This is a genomic window from Streptomyces atroolivaceus (assembly GCF_000717025.1).
GTDB lineage: Bacteria > Actinomycetota > Actinomycetes > Streptomycetales > Streptomycetaceae > Streptomyces > Streptomyces atroolivaceus.
Genome location: NZ_JNXG01000013.1, coordinates 272,853 through 296,943 on the forward strand (window position 1 = coordinate 272,853; position 24,091 = coordinate 296,943).

The 24,091-nt window shown below is 71.2% G+C and carries 25 protein-coding genes; 10 read left to right on the forward strand and 15 right to left on the reverse strand.

The genetic code is table 11. From position 1 onward, the window contains the following. Positions 1–22 precede the first annotated feature (22 nt). Together OO67_RS24025 and OO67_RS24030 are read left to right on the forward strand one after the other, a co-directional pair. Positions 23–880: a deoxyribonuclease IV gene (locus tag OO67_RS24025; RefSeq protein WP_033303340.1), complete on the forward strand. Its 858-nt coding sequence runs from the start codon at positions 23–25 to the stop codon at positions 878–880. 86 nt (positions 881–966) lie between these two features. Continuing rightward, on the forward strand, positions 967–1,488 hold the full coding sequence (locus OO67_RS24030) for a DUF4396 domain-containing protein (RefSeq protein ID WP_033303341.1): 522 nt from the start codon (positions 967–969) through the stop codon (positions 1,486–1,488). Between the two features lie 18 nt (positions 1,489–1,506). Here OO67_RS24030 and OO67_RS24035 read toward each other — a convergent pair whose 3' ends face one another. Next, positions 1,507–2,139: a sulfite oxidase-like oxidoreductase gene (locus OO67_RS24035; RefSeq protein WP_033303343.1), complete on the reverse strand. Its 633-nt coding sequence runs from the start codon at positions 2,137–2,139 to the stop codon at positions 1,507–1,509. Between the two features lie 155 nt (positions 2,140–2,294). Here OO67_RS24035 and bfr point away from each other — a divergent pair, with 155 nt between their 5' ends. After that, a complete protein-coding gene (bfr, locus tag OO67_RS24040) occupies positions 2,295–2,774 on the forward strand; it encodes a bacterioferritin (RefSeq protein WP_033303344.1) in 480 nt (159 codons plus the stop codon). Positions 2,775–2,822: 48 nt separating this feature from the next. On the opposite strand, the gene OO67_RS24045 is transcribed toward bfr, so the two are convergent. Both OO67_RS24045 and OO67_RS24050 read right to left on the reverse strand, forming a co-directional pair. Continuing rightward, on the reverse strand, positions 2,823–3,092 hold the full coding sequence (locus tag OO67_RS24045) for a (2Fe-2S)-binding protein (protein WP_033303345.1): 270 nt from the start codon (positions 3,090–3,092) through the stop codon (positions 2,823–2,825). Positions 3,093–3,251: 159 nt separating this feature from the next. Then, entirely contained in the window at positions 3,252–4,598 is a 1,347-nt protein-coding gene (locus OO67_RS24050; RefSeq protein ID WP_033303430.1) for a class II 3-deoxy-7-phosphoheptulonate synthase, read from the reverse strand. Positions 4,599–4,702: 104 nt separating this feature from the next. Between OO67_RS24050 and OO67_RS40890 the strand changes: the two genes are divergently transcribed. The 3 genes from OO67_RS40890 to OO67_RS24060 all read left to right on the forward strand — a co-directional run bounded on the left by OO67_RS40890 (position 4,703) and on the right by OO67_RS24060 (position 7,420). Further along, positions 4,703–4,759 carry a trp operon leader peptide gene (locus tag OO67_RS40890; RefSeq protein ID WP_078513512.1) on the forward strand — a complete coding sequence of 19 codons (57 nt, stop codon included), beginning with the start codon at positions 4,703–4,705 and terminating at the stop codon, positions 4,757–4,759. A gap of 120 nt (positions 4,760–4,879) precedes the next feature. Next, a complete protein-coding gene (locus OO67_RS24055) occupies positions 4,880–6,817 on the forward strand; it encodes an anthranilate synthase family protein (protein ID WP_033303432.1) in 1,938 nt (645 codons plus the stop codon). A gap of 72 nt (positions 6,818–6,889) precedes the next feature. Beyond that, on the forward strand, positions 6,890–7,420 hold the full coding sequence (locus tag OO67_RS24060) for a hypothetical protein (RefSeq protein ID WP_033303347.1): 531 nt from the start codon (positions 6,890–6,892) through the stop codon (positions 7,418–7,420). 15 nt (positions 7,421–7,435) lie between these two features. On the opposite strand, the gene OO67_RS24065 is transcribed toward OO67_RS24060, so the two are convergent. The 4 genes from OO67_RS24065 to OO67_RS24080 all read right to left on the reverse strand — a co-directional run bounded on the left by OO67_RS24065 (position 7,436) and on the right by OO67_RS24080 (position 11,430). Continuing rightward, a complete protein-coding gene (locus OO67_RS24065) occupies positions 7,436–8,440 on the reverse strand; it encodes a 2-hydroxyacid dehydrogenase (protein ID WP_033303349.1) in 1,005 nt (334 codons plus the stop codon). 303 nt (positions 8,441–8,743) lie between these two features. Next, positions 8,744–9,436, reverse strand: a complete 693-nt coding sequence (locus tag OO67_RS24070) for a response regulator (RefSeq protein WP_033303351.1) — start codon at positions 9,434–9,436, stop codon at positions 8,744–8,746. Then, a complete protein-coding gene (macS, locus tag OO67_RS24075) occupies positions 9,433–10,650 on the reverse strand; it encodes a MacS family sensor histidine kinase (protein ID WP_033303353.1) in 1,218 nt (405 codons plus the stop codon). Before macS ends, OO67_RS24070 begins: the two co-directional genes overlap by 4 nt. Before the next feature lie 84 nt (positions 10,651–10,734). After that, entirely contained in the window at positions 10,735–11,430 is a 696-nt protein-coding gene (locus OO67_RS24080) for a lysophospholipid acyltransferase family protein (RefSeq protein ID WP_063746167.1), read from the reverse strand. A gap of 227 nt (positions 11,431–11,657) precedes the next feature. On the opposite strand from OO67_RS24080, the gene OO67_RS24085 reads away from it, so the two are divergent. Together OO67_RS24085 and OO67_RS24090 are read left to right on the forward strand one after the other, a co-directional pair. Continuing rightward, a complete protein-coding gene (locus tag OO67_RS24085; protein ID WP_033303355.1) occupies positions 11,658–12,437 on the forward strand; it encodes an alpha/beta hydrolase in 780 nt (259 codons plus the stop codon). Then, positions 12,430–13,101, forward strand: coding sequence for a hypothetical protein (locus OO67_RS24090; protein WP_033303356.1), 672 nt, complete (start codon positions 12,430–12,432; stop codon positions 13,099–13,101). Before OO67_RS24085 ends, OO67_RS24090 begins: the two co-directional genes overlap by 8 nt. Positions 13,102–13,205: 104 nt before the next feature. On the opposite strand, the gene OO67_RS24095 is transcribed toward OO67_RS24090, so the two are convergent. The 6 genes from OO67_RS24095 to OO67_RS24120 form a co-directional block, all read right to left on the reverse strand. Further along, positions 13,206–13,967, reverse strand: coding sequence for an endonuclease/exonuclease/phosphatase family protein (locus OO67_RS24095; RefSeq protein ID WP_033303357.1), 762 nt, complete (start codon positions 13,965–13,967; stop codon positions 13,206–13,208). A gap of 75 nt (positions 13,968–14,042) precedes the next feature. Then, a complete protein-coding gene (locus OO67_RS24100; RefSeq protein ID WP_033303358.1) occupies positions 14,043–14,984 on the reverse strand; it encodes an ROK family glucokinase in 942 nt (313 codons plus the stop codon). Between the two features lie 75 nt (positions 14,985–15,059). Then, complete coding sequence (locus OO67_RS24105) at positions 15,060–15,551, reverse strand: DUF5304 domain-containing protein (RefSeq protein WP_033303359.1); 492 nt, start codon at positions 15,549–15,551, stop codon at positions 15,060–15,062. 80 nt (positions 15,552–15,631) lie between these two features. Continuing rightward, positions 15,632–16,813, reverse strand: a complete 1,182-nt coding sequence (locus tag OO67_RS24110) for an ArsA family ATPase (RefSeq protein WP_033303360.1) — start codon at positions 16,811–16,813, stop codon at positions 15,632–15,634. 4 nt (positions 16,814–16,817) lie between these two features. Further along, entirely contained in the window at positions 16,818–17,267 is a 450-nt protein-coding gene (locus OO67_RS24115; protein ID WP_033303362.1) for an SRPBCC family protein, read from the reverse strand. A 120-nt stretch (positions 17,268–17,387) separates the two neighbouring features. Next, entirely contained in the window at positions 17,388–18,197 is an 810-nt protein-coding gene (locus tag OO67_RS24120; protein WP_078598201.1) for a metallophosphoesterase family protein, read from the reverse strand. Positions 18,198–18,477: 280 nt separating this feature from the next. On the opposite strand from OO67_RS24120, the gene OO67_RS24125 reads away from it, so the two are divergent. After that, positions 18,478–20,274: an AMP-dependent synthetase/ligase gene (locus OO67_RS24125; protein WP_033303365.1), complete on the forward strand. Its 1,797-nt coding sequence runs from the start codon at positions 18,478–18,480 to the stop codon at positions 20,272–20,274. A 71-nt stretch (positions 20,275–20,345) separates the two neighbouring features. Here the strand turns inward: OO67_RS24125 and OO67_RS24130 are convergent, their stop codons facing one another. Further along, positions 20,346–21,488 carry a glycosyltransferase family 4 protein gene (locus OO67_RS24130; protein ID WP_033303366.1) on the reverse strand — a complete coding sequence of 381 codons (1,143 nt, stop codon included), beginning with the start codon at positions 21,486–21,488 and terminating at the stop codon, positions 20,346–20,348. 77 nt (positions 21,489–21,565) lie between these two features. Here OO67_RS24130 and OO67_RS24135 point away from each other — a divergent pair, with 77 nt between their 5' ends. Further along, a complete protein-coding gene (locus OO67_RS24135; RefSeq protein ID WP_208861071.1) occupies positions 21,566–22,831 on the forward strand; it encodes a glycosyltransferase family 87 protein in 1,266 nt (421 codons plus the stop codon). Here OO67_RS24135 and OO67_RS24140 read toward each other — a convergent pair. Further along, positions 22,788–24,041 (reverse strand): hypothetical protein, encoded by a 1,254-nt coding sequence (locus tag OO67_RS24140; protein WP_208861072.1) that lies wholly within the window; start codon positions 24,039–24,041, stop codon positions 22,788–22,790. The two genes, OO67_RS24135 and OO67_RS24140, sit on opposite strands and share 44 nt — an antisense overlap. Positions 24,042–24,091 lie beyond the last annotated feature (50 nt).

Sequence of the window (24,091 nt, forward strand, 5' to 3'; positions counted from 1 at the left end):
ACCAACCGAGGACTGACAGCACATGCGCAACCCCATCGGCGGTCACGTCCCCGTGGCCGGCGGACTCGCCAAGATCGGCCTCGGCTACGCGCGTGAACTGGTGGCGGAGACCGTGCAGGTCTTCGTCGCCAATCCGCGCGGCTGGGCGACACCGCCCGGGAACCCGGCACAGGACGAGCTGTTCCGCTCGGAGTGCGCGGCCGGGTCGGTCCCGGCGTACGTCCATGCCCCCTATCTGATCAACTTCGGCTCGCACACCGAGGCCACGGTCGAGCGGTCGGTCCTGTCCCTGCGCCATTCCCTGCGCCGGGCGAGAGAGATCGGCGCCCTCGGTGTGGTGGTGCACACCGGCTCGGCGACCGGCGGGCGCCCGCGCGAGGAGGCCCTCGCTCAGGTGCGTACGCACATGCTCCCGCTGCTGGACGAGCTGACCCATGACGACGATCCCTTCCTCCTGCTGGAGTCGACCGCCGGTCAGGGCTCCTCGCTCTGCTCGCGGACCTGGGACTTCGGCCCCTACTTCGAGGCCCTGGACTCCCACCCGAAGCTGGGCGTCTGCCTGGACACCTGCCACATCTACGCGGCCGGCCACGATCTGGCCGGCCCCGGCGGCATGCGGCAGACCCTGGACCTGCTGGTGGGCACGGTCGGCGAGGGTCGGCTGAAGCTCATCCACGCCAATGACTCCAAGGACGTGGCGGGCGCCCACAAGGACCGGCACGAGAACATCGGCGCGGGCCACATCGGCTCCGAGCCGTTCCGCGAGCTGTTCTCCCATCCGGCGACCGAAGGCGTGCCGCTGATCATCGAGACGCCCGGCGGCAAGGAGGGGCACGCGGCCGATGTGGCTCGGCTGAAGGAGCTCCGGGACTCCCGCTGACCGTCCGCCGGCCGAGGGAATACCCCAGGGGGGGTACATGCGTTCTCCTTGCCGTAAGTCAACCGTGACCAGCTTCGGGGCTTCTCATGCAGCACGACGCACCTCACGCGCACGACACACACCGGACGCACCACGGCGCCCTCCGCACACGGCGTGACGGGGTGGGCGGCGGCTCGGCCTGGAGCGTCGCCGCACGCGCGACCCTGCACTGTCTGACCGGCTGCGCGATCGGCGAGATCCTCGGCATGGTGGTCGGTACCGCACTCGGCTGGGGCGACGTACAGACACTGCTGCTCGCCGTCGTCCTGGCGTTCCTCTTCGGCTACGCGCTGACCCTGCGCTCGGTCATCGGGAACGGCCTGGGTCTCCGCGCGGCCGTGCGGGTCGCACTCGCCGCCGACACCGCGTCCATCGCCGTGATGGAACTCGTCGACAACGGGGTCATCGCGCTCTGGCCGGGGGCCATGGACGCCGGGCTCACGGACGGGCTCTTCTGGACCGTCCTCGCCCTCGCGCTGGCAACGGCCTTCGTCGCCACGACGCCGCTCAACAAGTGGATGATCGGCCGCGGCAAGGGACATGCCGTGGCGCACCGCCACCACCACTGACCGGCCGCCGCGGGAGCGTCAGAGTTCGGGGCCGTCCCCGGGCTCCTCCTGGTAGGAGTAGCGCTGCTCGTCCCACGGGTCGCCGATGTTGTGGTAGCCGCGTTCCTCCCAGAACCCACGGCGGTCGGCCGTCATGTACTCGATACCGCGGACCCATTTGGGCCCCTTCCAGGCGTACAGGTGCGGTACGACCAGGCGCAACGGGAATCCGTGTTCCGCGGTGAGCAGTTCGCCGTCCTTATGGGTGGCGAAGAGCGTCCGGTCCGATACGAAGTCGGCGATCCGGAGATTCGAGCTGAATCCGTATTCGGCCCAGACCATCACATGGGTGACGTGGGGCGCGGGCGGCGCCAGTTCCACCACCTCGCGGGCCAGGATTCCGCCCCATTCGGCTCCGAGCATGCTGAATTTCGTCACGCAGTGGAGGTCTGCGACGACCGAGGAGAAGGGGAGTGCGCTGAATTCCTGGTGATTCCAGCAGTGTTTGTCGCCGTCGGCCGTGGCCCCGAAGACCCGGAACTCCCAGCGGTCCGGTTTGAACTTGGGCACCGGCCCGTAATGCGTGACCGGCCAGCCTCGCTGCAGCCGCTGCCCCGGTGGAAGCCCGGACTGCTCTGCTGTGCCGCGTTCCCGGCTCTCCGGCTGACCCATGCCTCCATGGTGACAGACAGGCAGGGGTGGTCATGACCAGGGGAGACTCGATTCGGGCAACTCATACTAAGCGTGCACTTACTGGACGGCCGCCCGGCGCGATGCGAAGATGCGCGCAAACATGCCCAGTTCACCGGTTGGAAGGAGCCTCTGCGATGCAGGGCGACCCCGAGGTCCTCGAGTTCCTGAACGAACAGCTGACCGCCGAATTGACTGCCATCAATCAGTACTTCCTGCACGCCAAGATGCAGGAGAACTTCGGCTGGACGAAGCTCGCCAAGTACACCCGGGCCGAATCGTTCGACGAGATGAAGCACGCGGAGATCCTCACCGACCGGATCCTCTTCCTCGACGGTCTGCCCAACTATCAGCGTCTCTTCCACGTGCGGGTCGGCCAGACGGTCACCGAGATGTTCCAGGCCGACCGCCAGGTGGAGGTGGAGGCGATCGACCGCCTCAGGCGTGGCATCGAGGTAATGCGAGGCAAGGGCGACATCACCTCGGCGAACATCTTCGAGGCCATCCTGGCGGACGAAGAACACCACATCGACTATCTCGACACCCAGCTGGATCTGATCGAGAAGCTCGGCGAGCCGCTCTACATCGCCCAGGTGATCGAGCAGCCGGAGAGCTGATCCGCCGGAGGCACCGGTACGACTCCGCCCCGGTCCGGGGCGGGCTCCTCAGGCGGCGTCGGAGAGCCTGACATCCGGAGTTGCTCCGAGGGCGGCGGGCGCACCGGCCTGGGCACCCGTCGGCGCCGTACGTCCCCCGACGAGATCACGGCGCGGACAGTCGCCGCGGCCGAGCAGCGCCTGGATCCTGCGGACGCAGCCGCCGCAGTCGGTGCCGGCCTTGCAGGCGGAGGCGATCTGGCGAGGCGTGCACGCTCCGCCATCCGCATGCTGCTTGACCTGGGCCTCCGTGATGCCGAAGCAGGAACAGACGTACATGCGGTTCACCTCCCGACGGGTCGATCGCTGTGCCGTCCCGAATTTTCGGTGAGGCTAACCTAACCTTACCCGCGAGCCCTCTCACGCAAAAGCCCCGGTACGCCCGTGGGGCACGGATCACATCGATCCGTGCCCCACAGGTGTCACCGAGGGTGCTTCTTACTGGTCGCGGTACATCTCGGCCACCAGGAAGGCCAGGTCGAGGGACTGGCTGCGGTTGAGGCGCGGGTCGCAGGCCGTCTCGTAGCGCTGGTGCAGATCGTCCACGAAGATCTCGTGGCCGCCGCCGACGCACTCGGTGACGTCGTCGCCCGTGAGCTCGACGTGGATGCCCCCGGGATGCGTCCCGAGCTGCTTGTGCACCTCGAAGAAGCCCTTGACCTCGTCCAGGACGTCGTCGAAGCGACGCGTCTTGTGGCCGGAGGCGGCCTCGAAGGTGTTCCCGTGCATCGGGTCGGTCACCCACACCACCGTGGCACCGGAGGCGGTGACCTTCTCGACCAGCTCGGGGAGCTTGTCGCGGACCTTGTCGGCGCCCATGCGGACGATGAAGGTCAGCCTGCCCGGCTCGCGGTCGGGGTCGAGGCGGTCGACGTAGCCGAGCGCCTCGTCGACGGTGGTCGTCGGGCCGAGCTTGATTCCGATGGGGTTGCGGATCTTCGAGGCGAACTCGATGTGCGCGCCGTCCATCTGCCGCGTGCGCTCACCGACCCAGACCATGTGGCCCGAGGTGTCGTAGAGCCGGCCCGTGCGCGAGTCGGTGCGGGTCAGCGACGACTCGTAGTCGAGCAGCAGCGCCTCGTGCGAGGCGTAGAACTCGACCGCCTTGAATTCGGCCGGGTCCGTGCCGCACGCCTTCATGAAGTTCAGCGCGTTGTCGATCTCGCGGGCCAGGGCCTCGTAACGCTGCCCGGACGGTGAGGACTTCACGAAGTCCTGGTTCCAGGCGTGCACCTGGCGCAGGTCCGCGTAACCCCCGGTGGTGAAGGCGCGCACCAGGTTCAGCGTGGAAGCGGATGCGTGGTACATCTGCTTCAGCCGCTCGGGGTTCGGGATGCGGGCGGCCTCGGTGAATTCGAAGCCGTTGACGGAGTCGCCGCGGTAGGTCGGCAGGGTCACGCCGTCGCGGGTCTCGGTGGGCTTGGAGCGCGGCTTGGAGTACTGCCCGGCGATCCGGCCGATCTTGACCACCGGCACGGAGGCCGCGTAGGTCAGGACGGCGCTCATCTGGAGCAGCGTCTTGAGCTTGGCCCGGATGTGCTCTGCGGACACGGCGTCGAAGGCCTCGGCACAGTCGCCGCCCTGCAGCAGGAACGCCTCGCCCTTGGCGACGGCTCCCAGGCGGGCGCGCAGCTGGTCGCACTCGCCCGCGAAGACGAGCGGAGGATACGACTCGAGGTCCGCGAGTACGTCGCGCAGAGCCTCGGCATCGGGGTACTCGGGCTGCTGCGCCGCGGGAAGGTCTCGCCAGGTGTGGCCACCGGCGACGGAGGTATTGGCGTTCACGGTCACCTTGACAACATTACGGGGTCGGCGAGTGCGCCCCATCCGCCCGCTCAACAAATGAGACGAGCGCTCGTTTGTCCATCGCTTCCGCTAGGGTACGTGGCATGTTCGCGCAGACGACTCAGAACTGGTGGTGGACCGCTCATCCGGCGGCCCACTGACTCATCGCGCGCACAGACTCCGCGAAGGCCGCCCGAGGGGCGGCCTTCTCTGCGTTTCGGAGCCGGGAGCCGTTCCTCCACCAGGAAGGAACGCCCATGCCCGAGCGCAAGCCCGAGCCCATGCCCGGCCGCACCGCCGCCCTCTTGTCCGCCCTCCTCCGTGCCGACGCCCCGCCGTTCGCCCTGCTGCGCAGGCGCACGCCCGGCCGGAACCACGACACCGTCGAGGTCATGGTCGGCGAGGTGCGGGAGGTGGACCGGCTCGCGGACATCCCGGTGGGTGAGCTGCCCTCACTGGCCCTGGTGCCCTTCCGGCAGATCGCCGAGCGCGGTTTCGACGTGCGGGACGACGGCACTCCCCTCTCCGTACTGGTCGCCGAGGAAGCGTACGAGCTTCCGCTGGCGGAGGTGCTCGCGCAGCTGCCGGCCCACGACGTGCGGGTCGAGGACGGGGCCTTCGACGTCCCTGACGAGGAGTACGCGGACATCGTCCGAAGAGTCATCGAGGACGAGATCGGGCAGGGCGAGGGCGCGAACTTCGTGATCCGGCGGACCTTCGCCGGCGAGATCCCCGGATTCTGCCGGGCCGACGCCCTGGCGCTGTTCCGCCGTCTGCTGGCCGGCGAACGCGGCGCGTACTGGACGTTCGTCGTGCACACGGGGGACGGACGGACCGACGGAACCGCCCCGTCGGGGCTGCGGGTGGCGACGGGCGGGCGGACGCTGGTCGGCGCCAGCCCGGAGGTCCATGTCCGGATGTCCGGAGGGACCGTCGTCATGAATCCGATCAGCGGGACCTACCGCTACCCGGCCGGTGGGCCGACCGCCGAGAGCCTGCTGACCTTCCTCGGTGACCGCAAGGAGACCGAGGAGCTCTCCATGGTCGTCGACGAGGAACTCAAGATGATGTGCACGGTCGGCGACATGGGCGGTGTGGTGGTCGGGCCCCGGCTGAAGGAGATGGCCCATCTGGCGCATACGGAGTACGAGCTGCGCGGGCGTTCCTCACTCGATGTGCGCGAGGTCCTGAAGGAGACCATGTTCGCCGCGACGGTCACCGGCTCCCCCGTACAGAACGCCTGCCGGGTCATCGAGCGGTACGAGCAGGGGGGCCGCGGCTACTACGCGGGCGCCCTGGCACTGGTGGGCCGGGAGCCCGGCGGGGCACAGACACTGGATTCGCCGATCCTGATCCGCACCGCCGACATCTCGTCGGCCGGCCGGCTGCGGGTGCCGGTGGGGGCGACCCTCGTACGCCACTCCGATCCGGCGGGAGAGGTCGCCGAGACCCACGCGAAGGCGGCCGGCGTGCTCGCGGCGCTGGGCGCCGGGCCGGGCCGGCCCGAGTCGGAGGCGAACCGTCCGCGGCTGGCCTCCGATCCGCGGGTGCAGGCGGCCCTGGAGGACCGGCGCGGCGGGCTCGCCCCCTTCTGGCTGCGGATGCAGGAGCGTACGCGGGACCTGTCCGGCCACGCGCTGGTGGTGGACGGCGAGGACACCTTCACGGCGATGCTGGCGCATCTGCTGCGCTCCTCGGGCCTCACGGTTTCGGTGCGCCGCTACGACGAGCCCGGGCTGCGCGAGACCCTGGGGGTGCACGAGGGGCCCGTGGTCCTGGGGCCGGGGCCGGGCGATCCTGGAGACACGGCCGATCCGAAGATGCGGCTGCTGAGAGGGCTGGCCGCCGAGCTGGTGCGGGAACACCGCCACGGGCTGCTCGGCGTCTGCCTCGGCCATGAACTGATCGCGGCGGAGCTGGGCATGGAGATCGCGCGGAAGGCCGTGCCGTACCAGGGTGCGCAGACCCGGATCGACCTGTTCGGCCGGCCGGAGACCGTCGGCTTCTACAACAGCTTCACCGCGCTCTGCGACGACCCGGCGGCCATGGAACTGGGTGCGCACGGGATCGAGGTGAGCCGGGACGCGGCCACCGGCGAGGTGCACGCGCTGCGGGGCCGGGGCTTCGCGTCCGTCCAGTTCCATCCGGAGTCGGTACTGACGCTGCGCGGCACCACGATCCTGACCGCACTGCTGGCGGCGCTGCCCGTGGCCGGCTGAAGCACGGAACCGGCATATGCCAGTCGACAACTTTCGTTGCCAAACCGCTCTACGGTAACTAAAGTTGTCGGCATGGCAGCGAATGAGGTCCCCCCTACCGAACTGACCGCCCTCGAACAGTCCCTCTGCGACGCCCTCGCCCCCCTCGCATCGGCCCTGCGCGCCCGTGACACGGAGCTTCCCGAAGACCAGATGTGGGCGGCGGACCCCGTCGAGGTGTCACTGTCGGTCCTCGCCGGCTGGAAGGTGGTGGACTCGGCGGTCACCCGGCTGACGGCACGGGCAGCTCGTACCGCCGGCTCGTACGGGGCGAGTTACGAGCAGCTGGGGACGGCCTGGGGCATAACGCGGCAGGGAGCCCGTAAGAAGTGGCCGGACGCGGTCAACCGGCCGACGGGGGCTGCGGAGCCGGGGACCGTCGAACTGTTCGGGGGGACGGCCGAGCTCTTCCGGGAACCCGCGTCGGGCGGCTGGCGGTGGAGGGGGCGGGGCGCGGACGGCATACACGGCGGGGCGGACGGGAGTCCCGCCTGCGGCACGAAGGAGGAGGCGGCGGCTTACGCGGGCGCGTTCCTGAAGGAACACGCCCGCGACCCGGCCTGATCCGAGCGGCGGACGCTAACGGGCGGGCAGCGCCGGGACGAGGAAGTTGTCGCTGCGGCGGTCCGCCAGGTAGTCGGTGACGTTCTGCACGGTGGCATCGATGATCTGCCCCACGGCGTCACGCGTGTAGTACGCCTGGTGCGAGGTCACGATGACGTTGGGAAAGGTGACCAGCCGGGCGAGGGTGTCGTCGTCGATGCCCTCCACGGACTTGTCGACGTAGAAGAGCCCCGCCTCCGCCTCGTAGACGTCGAGCCCGACACCGGTGAAACGGCCGGCCCGCAGCTCGGTGACGAGCGCGCGGGTGTCGATGAGGCCGCCCCGGCTCGAGTTGACCAGGATCGCGTCGTCCTTCATCACGGACAGGGCGTCGGTGTCGATGATGTGCTGCGTGGCGGGCAGCAGCGGCACGTGGAGGCTGATCAGGTCGGACTCGGCGAAGAGCTGCTCCTTGTCCACGTACGTCATGCCCAGCGCCGTGCAGGCGGGGTTCTCGGCGACGTCCCAGCCGAGCAGATCCATCCCGAAGCCGTGGGCGATCCGGGTGAACGCCTCACCGATCTTCCCTGTGCCGACCACACCGGCCGTGCGGCCGTGCATGTCCCGGCCCAGGAGGCCGTCGAGCCGGAAATCGAAGTCTCTGGTGCGGCTCACCGCGCGGACGATACGGCGGTTCACGGCCATGGCAAGGGTCCAGGCGAACTCGGCCACCGAGTGGGGTGAGTAGTACGAGACCCGCGCGACGCGCAGGGCGAGCCGTTCGGCGACGTCGAGGTCGATGTTGTTGAAGCCCGTGGAGCGCTGGGCGATCATCTGTGTCCCGCCCGCCGCGAGGGCCTGCAGGACACGGCTGCCGAGGTCGGCGTTGACGCTGGTGGAGACGATCTCGTAGCCCGCGGCGATCGGAGCGGTGTCCTCGGTGAGGAAGACGTCGAGGCACCGGACATCGTGCAGGCCGGCGAAGGCCTTCTCGAGCAGCGGCTTCTCGTCGGACTGCACGCCGAATGCCAGGATTTCCACGACGTCTCCCGGGTGAGGGTGCGGGGCCGGTCCTCGCGAATATACGGCCCGCGATCCCGGGGCGCCGCCCGGCAGACGGGTCTTGGCCGAATAGGTGTCAGCAGGTGTCAGCCCGAGCAGACCTCCGCTCCGCGCCGCTTCCTGCGAACGGCCGGCGCCGTCCTCAGCCGCACGACGTCCGGCTCACGGAGAGTGGGAGGGCCCCTTCCGAGGGCGGCCCGGCAGGGGGCGGCCCTCGGCAGGGAGGGCGTCCCGGCAGAGGGGCGGCCCGTCAGGGAGCCGTCTCGACAGGGGGCGGCCCTGTCAGACGTCGTCGAGGCCGGCTTCGATGGCGTACCGCACGAGTTCCACCCGGTTGTGCAGCTGGAGCTTGCCCAGGGTGTTCTGGACGTGGTTCTGGACGGTGCGGTGGGAGATGACCAGGCGCTCGGCGATCTGCTTGTACGAAAGTCCCTTGGCGACCAGCCGCAGCACCTCTGTCTCACGGTCGGTGAGCTGCGGGACCTTCGGCCGGTCGGGAGCCGCGGGGGCGGGGTCGGAGGCGAGCCGGCGGTACTCGCCGAGGACCAGTCCGGCGAGGCCCGGCGTGAAGACCGGGTCGCCGGCCGCTGTGGCGCGTACCGCCTCGGTCAGTTCCTGGGTGCTGGCCGACTTGAGCAGGTAGCCGGTGGCGCCCGACTTCACGGCTTCCAGGACGTCGGCGTGCTCGCCGCTGGCGGAGAGCACCAGGACGCGCAGCCCTGGGTGGGAACCGACGAGCTCCTTGCAGACCTGGACGCCGGGCATCCCCGGCAGATTCAGGTCGAGCACCAGGACGTCGGGGCCGGCCGCCCTGGCCCGCCGCACGGCTCCCGGGCCGTCGCCGGCGGTCGCGACCACGTCGAAACCGGACTCGGCCAGATCGCGGGCGACGGCATCGCGCCACATCGGGTGGTCGTCGACGACCATCACCTTGATGGCGCGCTCCTCGGATGCCTGCGTGTTCGGTGTACTCATCGGGCCGGTCCTGCCTTCCCCCGTGAAACCTTCGGAACCTTCAACTCGACCTCGGCGCCCTGGCCGGGCACCGAGATCAGCTCTGCTGTGCCGCCCAGATCGCGCAGCCGCCCGCGGATCGACAGGGCGACGCCGAGCCGGCCCTCCCCTTCCGCCTGGTCGAGCCTGCCCTCCGGGATGCCCGGGCCGTCGTCCCGGACCGTGACGATCACCGCGTCCGGCTCGTCCTCGACCAGGATCCATGCCTGGGCGTCCGGCCCCGCGTGAACCCGGACGTTGTCCAGCGCGGCACTCACCGCGGCGGCGAGTTCACGCGCCGCGCCGGCGGCGAGCAGCACCGGGGCGCCGGGCTCCGCGAAGGTGACCCGGGAGCCCGCGTGCGGAGCGAGCAGGGCGCGCAGATCGGATTCGGCGCTCTCCGCCGCGACGTCGTCGACCACGCGGACCACCGCGCCGTCGGCACTGTCCTCGGAGACCCGTGTCGTGGGCACCAGGCCGCTGGAGACCAGGGTCCGCAGGGCGACCTCCTGCTCGCCGGCCATCCGGCCGAGCTCCGCGGCCTCGCCGCCCAGGGCCGTGCCGCGCCGCTGGACCATGGCCAGGACCTGGAGGACGCTGTCGTGGATGTCCCGCGCGAGCCGCTCCCGCTCCCGGGTGGCGGCCTCGATCTCCAGGGCACGTGCCAGGGTGCGCTCACTGGCACGGGCCACCTCGACGACGTAGCCGATGGCGATGGAGGCGACCCAGACGAGCACCACGTTGTGGAAGGTGTCCTCGCTCGGTTCGCCGCGCTCGATGATGTTGGCGACGGCGACGAGGGTGGAGGCGAAGGCCGCCCAGCGCCAGCCGCCCTTGAGCGCGAACGCGAGGACGGACCCCGCGGTCCAGATCGACGGGAGCGTCGGGCCGTCCATGTGCCGGGCGTCGAAGTCGGCGAGGGGGGTCAGGAGGATTCCGGTCAGGGCGACGGTGAGGTCCAGGCCGAGGAAACGCTTGGTGCAGCTGGCCGCGTTGGCCACCCTGGGAAGGGTGACGAGTGTCCAGAGGGCGAGGACCACCAGGAAGACGAAGGTCACCCAGGGCCGCTCGTACTTCCCGTGGCCGAAGCCCGCGAGCAGCGCGGCGTAGATCAGCGTCAGTACGCGGTACGCGGTCAGCGCCCGCCACAGCGGCTGCTCGACCGACATCCGCACGACCCGTTCACGACCTGCCATGTCCCCTCCCCCGGTTCCCGCCCCTGCCATGCTGCCCGCCCCGGACGGTCGACGGCGCGTCCACGCGCCGGACCGCTCCGTCCCCTACTTCTTCGCCGCCTCGGCGATCTGCCGCTTGGCCGCGGTCGCGTAGATGTCCACGTACTCCTGGCCCGACAGCTTCATGATCTCGTACATGACCTCGTCGGTCACCGAACGCAGGATGAAGCGGTCGCCGTCCATGCCCTGGTAGCGGCGGAAGTCCAGCGGCTCGCCGATCCTGATGCCCGGTCGCATCAGCCTGGGCACCACCTGGCCGGGCGGCTGGATCTTCTCCGTGTCGATCATCGCCACGGGGATGACGGGCGCGCCTGTGGCGAGGGCGACCCGGGCGAGGCCGCCGGGCTTGCCTCGGTAGAGCCGTCCGTCGGGTGACCGGGTGCCCTCCGGGTAGATACCGAAGAGCCCGCCGCTCTCGATCACCTGGATGCCCGCCTTGATCGCCGCCTCCCCCGCACCGCGGCCACCGGAGCGGTCCACCGGGAGCTGTCCCACGCCCTTGAAGAACGCGGCGGTGAGCTTGCCCTTCACCCCGGGAGCCGTGAAGTACTCCGCCTTGGCGATGAAGGTCACCTTGCGGTCGAGGACGGCCGGCAGGAAGAAGGAGTCGGAGAACGACAGATGGTTGCTCGCGAGGATCGCCGGCCCGTGTGCGGGAATGTTCTCCAGGCCTTCCACCCATGGCCTGAAGGCGAGCTTCAGAGACCCGCCGATGGAGAACTTCATTGCGCCGTAGATCAACTCGGGTGCCTCCTGTGTGCCGTCCGACAGACCTTAACCTGTGGGGACCGGGGGCATTCCCGCCCGCTCGGGGCGGTGTCCTCGCAGGCGTTCCCCGCCGGTCCCCCGCAGGTGGCGGCCGCTCGGCCGGTGACGGCCCTGGTCGGTGTCGGCCCGGTCGCGTACGGTGAGGTAATCCTTTCGCACACCCCCCGCACCCCGCCCCGCTTCATGAACAGGAGACCCTGGTGCCGGTCCTCCCCGGAGCCGAGCCGTTCCGCCACGAGGGCGGAGAGGTCGGCGTCCTCCTCTGTCACGGATTCACGGGCTCGCCGCAGTCGCTGCGTCCCTGGGCCGGCTATCTGGCGGAGCGCGGACTGACCGTGTCCCTCCCGCTGCTGCCCGGTCACGGCACACGCTGGGAGGACATGGCGGTCACGGGCTGGCAGGACTGGTACGCGGAGGTCGACCGGGAGCTGCGGGCGCTGCGGGCGCGGTGCGAGCAGGTCTTCGTCTTCGGCCTCTCCATGGGCGGGGCCCTGGCGCTGCGCCTCGCCGCGAAGCACGGGGACGAGATCACGGGTCTGGTGCTGGTGAATCCGGCGAACAAGGTGCACGGCCTGTCGGCGTACGCCCTGCCGGTGGCCCGGCATGTGGTGCGGACGACGAAGGGGCTGACCAGCGACATCGCGCTGGAGGGCTCCGAGGAGATCGGCTACGACCGGGTCCCGCTGCACGCCGCGCACTCCGTGCGGACGTTCTTCCGTCTGGTGGACGCCGATCTGCCCCAGGTCACCCAGCCGATCGTGCTGCTGCACAGTCCGCAGGACCATGTCGTGCCGCCGGCCGACTCGGCGCGGATCCTCAGCCGGGTCTCGTCCAGGGACGTAGACGAGATCCTCCTGGAACAGAGCTACCACGTGGCGACGTTGGACCACGATGCGGAGCGGATCTTCGACGAGAGCTACCGGTTCATCGACCGCCTCGCACCCAACGCTGGCAAGAAGGGGAGCACGTCCGGTGGCTGAGCACGACGCGGAGCGCGCGGGCAGTGACGAGGAGCGCGAACCGCGCCCCACGGAGGGAACGGCCGCGCCCGAGGGCACGGAGGCGGCCAGGCCGCTCGACGAGGCCGCGGCCTGGGAGGCGATCGTGGCGGGGTACGGCGAGGAGCCGCCGGACCCGCCGGGCGCCAAGCCGTTCAAGTCGATCGAGGACCTGGCCCTGCTGGAGGACGACCAGCTCAACGTCCTGGACCCCTCGCCGGAGTCCGGGGCGGGCGGTGACACGGACAAGGGCGTCGGCGACAAGGCGCCTGGCGGCCCCCCGGAGAAGAAGCCGCTCGGCGGTTCGGTCGTCTTCGCCCCCGGGGTCGCCGGCCCGCGCGACTACGGCCTGGAGGAGCCCAAGGACGGTGACGTCGACGATCCGGACGACGGCGAGGAGGGACACTTCGTCCCGCCGGAACCGCCGCCGCTGCCCGAGGCCGATGTGACGGCGAAGTTCGCCTGGCTCGCGGTCGTCGGCGGCCCCGTGCTGATGCTGCTCGCGGTACTGATGCAGTGGGAGATGACGTGGTGGCTGACCACTCTCTCCATCGGCGGTTTCCTGGGCGGCTTCGCCACCCTGGTGGCGCGCATGCCCCACGACGACGAAGAGGACGACGATCCGGGGCGCGGCGCCGTCGTCTGAGCCGGGAGAGCCGCACGGCTGTCCGTACCAGGGCACGGCAGGACCCTGTCCTGGCATCGGCGCCGTGCCCCGGCCTGTCCCGGCATCGGGCGCCGTGCCCAGGCTCAGCCGCCTGCCGGCACCCTCAGGGCGGCCAGGACGGGCAGATGGTCCGTGGCCGCCCTCAGGTCCGCACCGGTGAGTCCGGGCAGGTCCGCGGGGACGCCGCAGCCGAGCACCTCGATGCCGTCGGTCGCGAACACGGCATCGATCCGCTTGCGCGGTGCGTCCGGCGGGAAGGTGAGCTCACCTCCCCAGGGCCGCACGGCCCGGCAGTCCTGGAGCCGCCCGGCCAGCCGCCGGAAGGCGCCCCCCTCCGGTACGTCGTTGAGGTCGCCGGCCACGACGGCGTGCGGGACGTCCATCGCGTCGATCCGTTCCAGCAGCATTCCCGCCTGCGCCTGCCGTTCCTCCCGTTGCAGGCTCAGGTGGCAGCTCACGACGCCGAGCCGGGCCCCGGCGATCCGCACGACCGCCGTGGCCAGGCCCCGCCGGTGCAGCCCCGGTGTGAGCGGCAGCAGGACGTCCTCGGTGCGTTCCACGGTCGCGCGCAGGGAGCAGAGCAGCAGGGGCCCCGCGGCCGTGGCCCCGCCGCTGAGGATCACCAGATCGGTCATGGCCGCGAGCCGCGCCGCCGCCTTGCGCCAGCGGAAGAAGCGCGGAGCCTCCTGGACGCACACCAGGTCGGGTGCGCAGGCGCGGATGACACGGGCCAGCGCTTCGGTGTCGTCGCGCAGTGAGCGGACGTTGTAACTGAGCACCCTGATGACGGCCGAACCGTCCGGCTCGGTACGGGAGTCGGGCAGCGGCATCGGCATCGTGACCATGGGAGGCACGATACGACGGACGCCCGCCGCTCCCCGGAGGGCGCGACGGGCGTCGGAGGTGCCGTGGTGGTGAGGTCAGCCCTGGCGCGCCAGGTCGGCGGCGCCCACCAGCCCCGCCTTGCCGCCCAGTTGGGCCGCGAGGACCTGCGCGTGCGGACGCCACTCGCCGCCGATCAGCCAGCGCCGGAAGGACTTGCGGATCGGGTCGAGGACCAGCTCGCCCTCGTCCGAGACTCCGCCGCCGACGATGAAGGCCGACGGGTCGAAGAGCGAGGCGAGGTCGGCCAGTCCGGCGCCGGCCCAGCGGGCCAGCTCACGGAAGGAGTCGACGGCCACCGGGCAGCCCTGCCGGGCGGCCTGGCTGATGTGCTTGCCCTCGATGCCCTCCACCGTGCCGTCGCCGAGCCCCAGCAGGATCGTGGCGTTCTCCGGGGTGGCGTTGGCGCGCTGCTTCGCGTACCGCACGAGCGCACGCCCGGAGGCGTACTGCTCCCAGCAGCCCTGGCTGCCGCAGCCGCAGAGCAGCCCGTCCGGGACGACCCGGATGTGACCGAACTCCGCCGCGACGCCGAAGCGTCCGCGACGCAGCTTGTTGCCGATGATGATGCCGCCGCCGAGGCCGGTGCCGAGCGTGATGCAGATGACGTCGTCGTGCCCCTGGCCGGCGCCGAAGCGGTATTCGCCCCAGGCCGCCGCGTTGGCGTCGTTCTCCACGACGACGGGCAGGCCGACGCGCTGCTCGACCTTGTCCTTGAGCGGCTCGTGGCGCCAGTTGATGTTGGGAGCGAACAGCACGGTGGCGCGCTTGTCGTCGACGTATCCGGCCGCGCCGATGCCCACGGCCTCGACGTCGTGTCCCTCGCTCGCTCCGGACACGGCGGAGCTGATCGCGTCCACGATGCCTTCGGCGGTCGGCGGGGTCGATACCTTGAACGTCGAGAGGATCCGGCCCTCTTCGTCGACCACTCCAGCCGCGATCTTCGTGCCGCCGATATCGACGCCGATGGTGAGTCCCATGAATCCCTCAGTTTCGGTCGAGCCCCGCTACGGCCAACCGTACCCGAGCCGGGGACGGGTATTTCCTGCCCAGGGTCAGTCCAGGTCGATGTGTTCGCTGCCGCCGGTGCCCTCGTCACGCGGGTCCGAGGGGTCCTCGGCCGCCTTCTTCCCGGGGCCGGAGGCGCCTCCGGTGGCGCCCGGGGTACCTCCCGCGCCTTCGGTGCCCTGCGTCCAGCGGCCCTCCTGGCCCTCGACTGCGGAGCGGTAGGCGGCGAGGAGTTCGTTCCCCGCGGCGGCGAGATGGTCGAACAGTTCCGGATTGCGCTCGATGACGGGCTCGACCGCGGACTTGGCCTGCCGGATCACCTGCTGGACGGTTCCCTGCGCGGCCATGCCGAGCAGCGGCGACTGGAGCGAGGAGACCTTGTCGGCCACCGCGTCGATCAGTTTGCGCAGCTCGTCGGCAGCGGATCCCGGCTGCTGTCCGTACTGGGCCCGGCGGCGGGCCTTCTCCCCTTCGAGGTCCTCGGCGCAGGCCTCCGCCCACGCGTCGTCGTCGACGGGACGATCGGTGGCTTCACTCATGGCGGACTCCTGCGACGCGGTTGCCTGCGTGGCCGTGCGAGCCACGTACTACCGACGTTACCCGACCGGTGGTACGCCGTTCATTGTGTCCGAGGCCAGAGCCCGGGGTCAGGTGTGAACCGGACACGCAGGACGCCGTCGGTCAGCGCGGCCCCTGACACGGTGCAGCGACGCAGCGCGGACTCCAGACGCACGATGCGGTGGAACGGTCCTGCGGTGAGGAGCAGTTCGTCCCCGCGCCGGACGAGCGTGAGGTCCTCCTTGACGGCTCCGGGCAGCGGCAGGCACCAGGCGATGACGCCGTCCCCCGCGTCCTCGGTCCACCAGGGGTCCCCGGCGCGTCCCGGAGTCCGGTCGTCGGGTGCGCAGGACCCGGCGAGCAGGGCCAGGTCCTCGACGGTGCGCGGCTCACGGCCGAGGTGGGCGGTCTCACGCACGGTGGTCCCGGACGCCCACTCCTGGTGCCAGGTGTCCAGGCACTTCTCCTGCCGGGCGGCGAGATCGGCGAACCACGGATCGCCGGAGTGGCGGGGCAGGACCCGGGAGGCCACGACGGAGTCGACGCGCAGTCCGTGCAGGGCGAGTCCGGTACGGGCGGTGCTCAACGCCTCGACGGCGGAGGGCCCTGGTTCGGCCACCAGCCTCACGGTGGTCGCGTTGTCCTCGATCAGCGCTTCGACGGCAGCCAGCTCGGCGTCCTTGCGGGCGGCCGCCTCGTACAGCCACTGGGCGGGCATGGGGACACCGGCGAGCTGGGCGAGCACCGGGCGCAGGGCGCGGGCGGCCTGCCGTTCCCTGGGCAGGAGGCGGCGCAGATAGCGGCGCAGCTGCCCGGGCAGGGCGAGCAGCGCGAGGGCTTCGGTGAGCGGGGGCAGGTCGACGACGAGGGCCTCGTAGCCCTCGTCCGCCCAGTCGCCCTCGGCCGCGCGGCGCAGGGTGTGCAGGACGGCGAGCTGTGCGCTGCCGGGCAGTTCGGTGAGTTCCTCACCGTCGAGCCGGTTGGCACCGAGCAGGTCGAGCACCCCGGACGCCCGGTCCTGGAGGTCGAGGAGCTCTCCGCGGAAGTGTGCGGCGGAGTCGATCCGGACGCAGGCGAGCCGCACGGCGACCTCGGTGGGCGCGGCGCCCACGGGGAAGGCGGGCACGGCGTCGGCGGAGACCAGGAGGGTGCGCCGGCCACTGCGGGCCGAGGCGAGCGCGGTCGCCGCCGCGACGGTGGTACGGCCCGCGCCGCCGGGGCCGGTGACGAGGACCGTACGCACGTGATCAGACCTTCGGGACGGACTCGACGCGCTTCTTCAGCCCGGCGAGGGCCCGGTCGATGATGACCTTCTCGGCCTTGCGCTTGATCATGCCCAGGAGCGGGATCTTGACGTCGACGGCGAGCCGGTAGGTGACCTCGGTACGGTCGCCGTCCCCCAGGGGTGCCAGCGCGTAGCTGCCGTCGAGCGCGCGGAGCATCTGGGACTTGACGAGGGTCCAGCCCACCTCGTAGGGGCTGTTCCAGGTGTAGGCGAGGACGTGGTCGTCCTTGATCGCTCCGGCGTCCAGGACGAGGCGGACCTGCTCGGCGCGTCCCAGGTCGTCGGTGGCCAGGATCTCGGCCTCCTTCACCTCTCCGGTCCATTCCGGATAGCGGGCGAAGTCGGCGATCACTCCCATGACGTCGGCCGGTGCCGCCTCGATCGTGATGCTCGAGCTGGTGTGTTCAGCCATCGCAGTGGCCCTCCAGTGCGGTGTACCGGTCGCGTTCGGCAGAGGCCTGCCATGTGCAGGCTATCGCGTGCCGACGGCCCTCCCGTCCGCGCCCCGGCCCGCGGCCGGTTGCCGTGTCGCTCACCACTCCAGGGCCCATGGGCGCCCGCTGGAGGCGAAGTGGCCGACGTTGACGCACTCGGTGGCGCCTATCCGCATCCGGCGCACCAGCGGCTGGTGCACATGGCCGAAAAGGGCGTAGCGGGGGCGGGTGCGGTGGATGGCGTCGAGGAGTGCGCGGCTGCCGCGCTCGAAGCGCCGGGCCACGGTGTCGTACGTCAGCTCGGGGACGTCCGGCGGGATGTGCGAGCACAGGACGTCCACGGGCCCGAGCGCCTCGACCTTGGCGGCGTACTCCTCGTCGCTGATCTCGTACGGGGTGTTCATGGGGGTCCTGAGGCCGCCCCCGACGAAGCCGAACACCCGGCCACCGATCTCGACACGTTCACCGTCCAGCACGGTGGTACCGGAATTGGCGTACTCGGGCCAGAGCGCCGGCACGTCGACGTTGCCGTAGGTGGCGTACGTCGGGGTGGGCATCACCGCGAACATCTCGGCGTACTGCTTGCGTACGGCCGACAGGATCGCCGCGTTGCGGTCCCGGCCGGCCCACAGTTCGCGGCCGAAGGCGCGTGCCTCCTCGAAGCGGCGTGCGGTGCGCAGCTCCACGATGCGGTCGGCGTTGGCGACCCCGAAGAGGTCGGGGAAGATGCCGCGCGAGTGGTCTGCGTAGTCGAGGAAGAGGACCAGGTCACCCAGGCAGATCAGGGCGTCCGCGCCGTCACCGGCCCGTGCCAGCGCCTCCGCGTTCCCGTGCACGTCACTGACCACGTGTACGCGTGTCCGTCGGGTGGGGGTTGTGTGCTGATCGTGCGGTGTGCCGGCTCGCATGGAGATCACCCTAGGTCGCCGCGCGCTGCTCTGGGTAGAGGCCGCCGGACCTGCGATTACTTCCGGATCGGGACACGGGTGGACTAATGTGCGCCGAAGGACCACGGATATGTGTGATGCATAAGACATATGGCCGGATCCCCCTTTCCGGAACCGAGTACCGGTGGGTAACGTCCCGCCAGTCCAGTCGTGCTCACCCCACTGAGCATCTGCCAGGCTTGGACCGATCCGGTGCGTCGCACAGAGCCGTGGAACCGGAGCCCGATGAGGAGCAGCAGTCTTGCGCGAGTTCAGCCTTCCGGCCCTGTACGAGGTCCCTACGGACGGCAACCTGACGGATCTCATCCGCCGCAACGCCGCTCAGCATCCCGATGTCGCGGTGATGAGCCGGAAGGTGGCCGGTGTCTGGACGGACGTCACGGCGACCCAGTTCCTCGCCGAGGTCAGAGACACCGCAAGAGGCCTGATCGCCGCCGGTATCGAGCCGGGTGACCGTGTCGCGCTGATGTCGCGCACCCGCTTCGAGTGGGTCCTGCTGGACTTCGCCATCTGGTGCGCGGGCGCCGTCACGGTGCCGGTGTACGAGACCAGCTCCGCCGAACAGGTCCAGTGGATACTCGGCGACTCGGGCGCCGTCGCGGTCGTCGTGGAGAGCGGCGCCCACGCGGAGTCCGTCGCCGCCGTGCGGGACGGGCTCCCCGGTCTGGACCACGTCTGGGAGATCGACCGGGGCGCCGTCGGCGAGCTGGTGGCCGCCGGTGCCGGCGTCTCCGACGAGACGCTGGACCTGCGCATGGTGAGCGCCAAGGCCGACGACCCGGCGACGATCGTCTACACCTCGGGCACCACCGGCCGCCCCAAGGGCTGTGTGCTGACGCACCGCAGCTTCTTCGCGGAGTGCGGCAACATCGTGGAGCGGCTCAAGCCCCTCTTCCGTACCGGCGAGTGCTCCGTCCTGCTCTTCCTGCCCACCGCGCACGTCTTCGGCCGCCTGGTCGAGGTCGCCTCGGTGATGGCCCCGATCAAGCTCGGCTGCGTGCCGGACATCAAGAACCTCACCGATGAGCTGGCCTCCTTCCGGCCCACGCTGATCCTCGGTGTGCCGCGCGTGTTCGAGAAGGTCTACAACTCGGCGCGGGCCAAGGCGCAGGCCGACGGGAAGGGCAAGATCTTCGACCGGGCCGCCGACACGGCGATCGCGTACAGCCGCGCGCTGGGCACGCCGGAGGGCCCCTCGATGGGCCTGAAGATCAAGCACAAGGTCTTCGACAAGCTGGTGTTCGGCAAGCTGCGGGCCGTGCTCGGCGGCCGGGGCGAGTTCGCCATCTCCGGCGGCGCACCCCTGGGCGAGCGGCTCGGCCACTTCTTCCGGGGTATCGGCTTCACCGTGCTGGAGGGCTACGGCCTCACCGAGACCTGCGCCGCCACGGCCTTCAACCCGTGGGACAGGCAGAAGATCGGTACGGTCGGCCAGCCGCTGCCGGGCTCGGTCGTGCGGATCGCCGACGACGGTGAGGTGCTGCTGCACGGCGAGCACCTGTTCACCGGCTACTGGAGGAACGAGGCGGCGACGGCCGAGGCGCTGGCAGACGGCTGGTTCCACACGGGGGACATCGGCACGCTCGACGAGGACGGTTATCTCGCGATCACGGGCCGCAAGAAGGAGATCATCGTGACGGCGGGCGGCAAGAACGTCGCCCCCGCGGTGATCGAGGACCGGATCCGCGCGCACGCCCTCGTCGCCGAGTGCATGGTGGTCGGCGACGGACGGCCGTTCGTCGGCGCCCTGCTCACCCTCGACGAGGAGTTCCTCTCCCGCTGGGCCGAGGAGAACGGCAAGCCGGCCGGGTCGACGGCGGTCTCGCTGCGCGAGGACCCCGAGCTGCTGGCCGAGGTGCAGCGGGCGGTGGACGACGGCAACGCGGCGGTGTCCAAGGCCGAGTCGGTGCGCAAGTTCCGCATCCTGGCGGCGCAGTTCACCGAGGAGGCGGGGCACATCACGCCGTCGCTGAAGCTGAAGCGCAACGTCGTGGCGAAGGAGTTCGCGGACGAGGTCGAGTCGATCTACCGGGGCTGAGCCGGCCACACGCACGGAGAGGGGCCCGCACCGGACGCGACCGGTGCGGGCCCCTCTCGTTCTCCGTCCGCTCAGAGCAGCGTCTTCAGCTCGCCGGCGAGCAGGTCCCAGCGCCACTTCTCCTCGACCCACGCCCTGCCCCGCTCCCCCATGCGCCGGCGCAGCTCCGGGTCGCCGAGCAGGGTGACGATCCGGTCGGCGGACTCCTCCGCGGAGCCGCCCCTCACCACCCACCCGGTCTCGCCGTCGAGTACGGCGTCCGGGGCGCCCCCCGAGTCACCGGCCACGACCGGCAGCCCGGTCGCGGACGCCTCCAGGTAGACGATGCCGAGGCCTTCGACGTCGAGACCGCCGCGCCGGGTGCGGCAGGGCATGGCGAACACGTCGCCGGCGCCGTAGTGGGCGGGCAGTTCCTCCCACGGCACCGGCCCGGTGAAACGCACGGAGTCCGCGACACCGGTCTCGGCCGCCAGCTTCTTCAGCTGCCCGGCGTACGGGCCGCCGCCCACGACGAGCAGGACGGCGTCCGGCACCCGCGCCAGGATCGCGGGCATGGCCAGGATGAGGGTGTCCTGGCCCTTGCGCGGCACGAGCCGCGACACGCACACGACGACGGGCCGGTCCGTGAGGCCGAGCCGCGCCCTCACCCGGTCGCCACCGGATGCCGGGTGGAAGGTCTTCTCGTCGACCCCGGGCGGCAGTTGCACCATCCGGCCCGCGGCCTCCGGGGTGAGCGCGGCGGCGATCCTGGACCGGGTGTACTCACCGAGGTAGGTGAGGGTGTCGGTGCCCTCGCCGATGCGGCGCAGCAGCTGCCGGGACGCGGGCAGTTGTGCCCAGCCCGCCTCGTGGCCGTGCGTGGTGGCCACGATCCGGCGGGCACCGGCCCCACGCAGCGCGGGCGCCATCAGCCCGAGGGGGGCGGCGGCGCCGAACCACACGGAGGAGCAGCCGTGTTCGTTCAGCAGCCGGACCGCCTGCCGGGTGACCCGCGGGGTGGGCAGCAGCATCGTCGTACGGTCGCGCACGACGGTGAACGGCTGCTCCGCGTCGAAGGCGGCGGTCGCCTCGGCGCCCTCCGCGCCGCGCTTCCAGGTGGAGGCGTAGACGACCAGTCGCCCGGGGTCCATGCGCAGCGCCATGTTGTGCAGGAAGGCCTGGATACCGCCGGGGCGGGGCGGGAAGTCGTTCGTCACGATCAGCGTCTTGTCCATCGCCGCCGACAGTACCGGGCGGCCCGACGGCCCTGCCTGACGGCTCCCGCACAGCCGGGGCCTGCATCATGGCCTGCATGACGGTCAGGACAGGTATGAGCGACCGGGGAGGCCGGGGTCTGTGCCTCGCCGTGTGGGGCCTCACCCGGGCGGTGCTGCTGCTCTGCGTCTTCAAGGTGTTCACGGTTCCGGGGCCGGACGTCACGAGCGACGTCTCGGTGATCTACCAGGGCTGGTACCAGGTGCTGCGCGCCGGTTCGTATCCCCTGGACGACGTCACCTGGCAGTATCCGCCCGCGGCCGCGCTGGCCGTGCTGTCCCCGGATCTGCTGCCCTTCCTGGAGTACGCCTCCGCCTTCTTCGTCCTCGTGCTGCTCTGTGACGCGCTGGTCCTCGGTCTCCTCCTGTACGCGGGGAGCCGGCCGGCCACACGTGACGCGGGTGCCTGGCTGTGGGTGGTGGGTGTGCCGCTGCTCGGGCCGACCGTGTACGCCCGCTACGACCTGATGGTGACCGCCGTCGCGGTGGCGGCGCTGCTGGCGGGCGTGCGCCGCCCCCGGGTGCTGGGGGCGCTGGCCGCGTTCGGCACCCTGCTGAAGGTCTGGCCGGTGCTGCTGCTGGTGGGCACGGCCCGGGGCCGGGACACACGCCGCTCCTGGTCGGCGGCGGCGGTGACGGCCGCCGTGCTCGCCCTGGCGGCCGCCGTGGTGCTGCCCGGCGCGTTCGCCTTCCTGACGTTCCAGCGGGACCGGGGACTGGAGATCGAGTCGCTGGGGGCTCTGGTCTTCCATGTGGCGAGGCAGTTCGGCTGGGAGGGCCGTGTGGAGCTCCGCTACGGCTCGATGGAGTTCGCCGGCCCGCACGTGGCCCTGGTGAGCACGCTGGCCCTGGCCCTGAGCGTGCTCGCCTTCGGCTGGCTGCTGGTCTGGCGGCTGCGGGCCCGTACGTTCGCGGTGCACACGCCGGCGGACGCGGCGTTCACCGCCGTGCTGCTGTTCACGGTGACCAGCCGTGTCATCAGCCCGCAGTACATGGTGTGGCCGCTGGGTGTCGGCGCGGTGTGCCTGGTGTTCCGCGGCAGCCGGATGGCCCTGCCCTCCGTTCTGGTCCTGGTGGCCACCGCTGTCACCCTGCTGGAGTTCCCGCTCGGCTTCGCGCACGTGGTGGCAAGTGACGCGGAGGGCGTGACGCTCATGGCCGTACGCAACGGTCTGCTGGTCGCCGCGACGCTGATCGCCGGGCGGCGGCTGTGGCGGGACACCGTGCCGGGAGCCCGGCGGGGGTGTGCGGCACCGCAGCTCAGCCGAGCCGCTCGCGCAGATACTCCCGCCAGCGCGCCGTGAAGTCCTGGGGTGTCGTGCCGAGCACCGTGTGCATGGCCTGCTCCACGGCTCCGTCCCGCTCCGAACGGCTCCCGACGGCCTTGTAGAAGGCGATCAGCCCCTCCTCGCCCCAGTCCCTCGCGATCAGTTCGCAGGCCAGCCAGCCGCCCTCGTACGCCTGGGAGAGCCCGGCCGCGTCCAGGCCGAAGCCGAAGTCCTCGTCGGCCGGCAGCCGCGCGGGCAGATCGCCGCGCCGGACCGCTTCGGTGAGCTCCGGGGCGATCTCGGCGGCCGTGCGGCTCTCCCGGCGGTACGCGGCCCGGTCGGCGAAGCCCTCGGACAGCCAGACGGGAGTGGCGGCGGAGGTGTGCGCCCGGGTCGCCACATGGGTGGTCTCGTGGGTGAGGACGACCCGCTGCCCGAAGTCACCGAGCATCCCGTAGGCCTGCGGGTTGACGATCACCCGGTCCGCGGGCCTCCGGCCGCTGCCACCGACCTCGCCGGTGGTGACGGCCGCTATCCCCCGGTAGCTGGCCGCGGGTGAGTCGAGCAGTCCCGCCATGTCGTCCACGGACGCGGGGACGAGGACCACGACCCGCTCCGCCCACGGCTCCGGCCAGGACCCCGTGACGGCCGGGACGGCCCGGTCCGCGGTGGCCGCGATCCGGCGCAGCTCGGCCGTCCGGCGGCCGACCCCGAGGACCAGGCTGCGTGTGCCCCGTACGACCTCGACGTCGCCCTGCTGCCAGAGCTGCGCCGGGGTGCCGTCGGCGGCCCGGTCGGCGGCGACGTACCAGGTGCGGTCGCCCCCGCGGCGGACCAGCTCCACCGTGCGGGAGGAGGACACGGGGGCCTCGTCGTAACCCTTGATCCGGTAGCGCAGCTCGACCTCGGCGGTGACCCGGTCCGCTCCCCCGCCGCTCACGCCCTTCACCCTGTACGCCCAGGACTCCAGCGGTACGTCGGCGAGATTGTGGAGCTCGGTGCGCTGGGCTGCCCGGAAGGAAGCGGCCCGGGGATCGAGCACGTCCAGGTACGCGTCGGTGTCGTGCCGCAGGACGGCCGCGGCCCGGCGGTCCAGGGTGGCGCCCACCTCCTGGACGGTGACGCCGGTGGCGGTGTTCTCCGGGGCGGAGCACGCGGGCGCGAGCAGCAGAGCGCCGAGCACGGCACCCGCCGTGCGCCGTCCGCGGGTGCGCACCCGCCGCGCGTCCTTCGCCCATACAGCCATCCAGCCGATCGTACGGTCGGACGCGGGTGGCCGGGGAGACGGGCACCATG

Bases quoted from the DNA above. Each gene is read 5' to 3' on its own strand.
- OO67_RS24025 (WP_033303340.1), top strand. From the start codon at position 23: ATGCGCAACCCCATCGGCGGTCACGTCCCCGTGGCCGGCGGACTCGCC.
- OO67_RS24030 (WP_033303341.1), top strand. From the start codon at position 967: ATGCAGCACGACGCACCTCACGCGCACGACACACACCGGACGCACCAC.
- OO67_RS24035 (WP_033303343.1), bottom strand. From the start codon at position 2,139: ATGGGTCAGCCGGAGAGCCGGGAACGCGGCACAGCAGAGCAGTCCGGG.
- bfr (WP_033303344.1), top strand. From the start codon at position 2,295: ATGCAGGGCGACCCCGAGGTCCTCGAGTTCCTGAACGAACAGCTGACC.
- OO67_RS24045 (WP_033303345.1), bottom strand. From the start codon at position 3,092: ATGTACGTCTGTTCCTGCTTCGGCATCACGGAGGCCCAGGTCAAGCAG.
- OO67_RS24055 (WP_033303432.1), top strand. From the start codon at position 4,880: ATGCCCGGCCGCACCGCCGCCCTCTTGTCCGCCCTCCTCCGTGCCGAC.
- OO67_RS24060 (WP_033303347.1), top strand. From the start codon at position 6,890: ATGGCAGCGAATGAGGTCCCCCCTACCGAACTGACCGCCCTCGAACAG.
- OO67_RS24070 (WP_033303351.1), bottom strand. From the start codon at position 9,436: ATGAGTACACCGAACACGCAGGCATCCGAGGAGCGCGCCATCAAGGTG.
- macS (WP_033303353.1), bottom strand. From the start codon at position 10,650: ATGGCAGGTCGTGAACGGGTCGTGCGGATGTCGGTCGAGCAGCCGCTG.
- OO67_RS24095 (WP_033303357.1), bottom strand. From the start codon at position 13,967: ATGGTCACGATGCCGATGCCGCTGCCCGACTCCCGTACCGAGCCGGAC.
- OO67_RS24100 (WP_033303358.1), bottom strand. From the start codon at position 14,984: ATGGGACTCACCATCGGCGTCGATATCGGCGGCACGAAGATCGCGGCT.
- OO67_RS24105 (WP_033303359.1), bottom strand. From the start codon at position 15,551: ATGAGTGAAGCCACCGATCGTCCCGTCGACGACGACGCGTGGGCGGAG.
- OO67_RS24115 (WP_033303362.1), bottom strand. From the start codon at position 17,267: ATGGCTGAACACACCAGCTCGAGCATCACGATCGAGGCGGCACCGGCC.
- OO67_RS24120 (WP_078598201.1), bottom strand. From the start codon at position 18,197: ATGCGAGCCGGCACACCGCACGATCAGCACACAACCCCCACCCGACGG.
- OO67_RS24130 (WP_033303366.1), bottom strand. From the start codon at position 21,488: ATGGACAAGACGCTGATCGTGACGAACGACTTCCCGCCCCGCCCCGGC.
- OO67_RS24135 (WP_208861071.1), top strand. From the start codon at position 21,566: ATGACGGTCAGGACAGGTATGAGCGACCGGGGAGGCCGGGGTCTGTGC.
- OO67_RS24140 (WP_208861072.1), bottom strand. From the start codon at position 24,041: ATGGCTGTATGGGCGAAGGACGCGCGGCGGGTGCGCACCCGCGGACGG.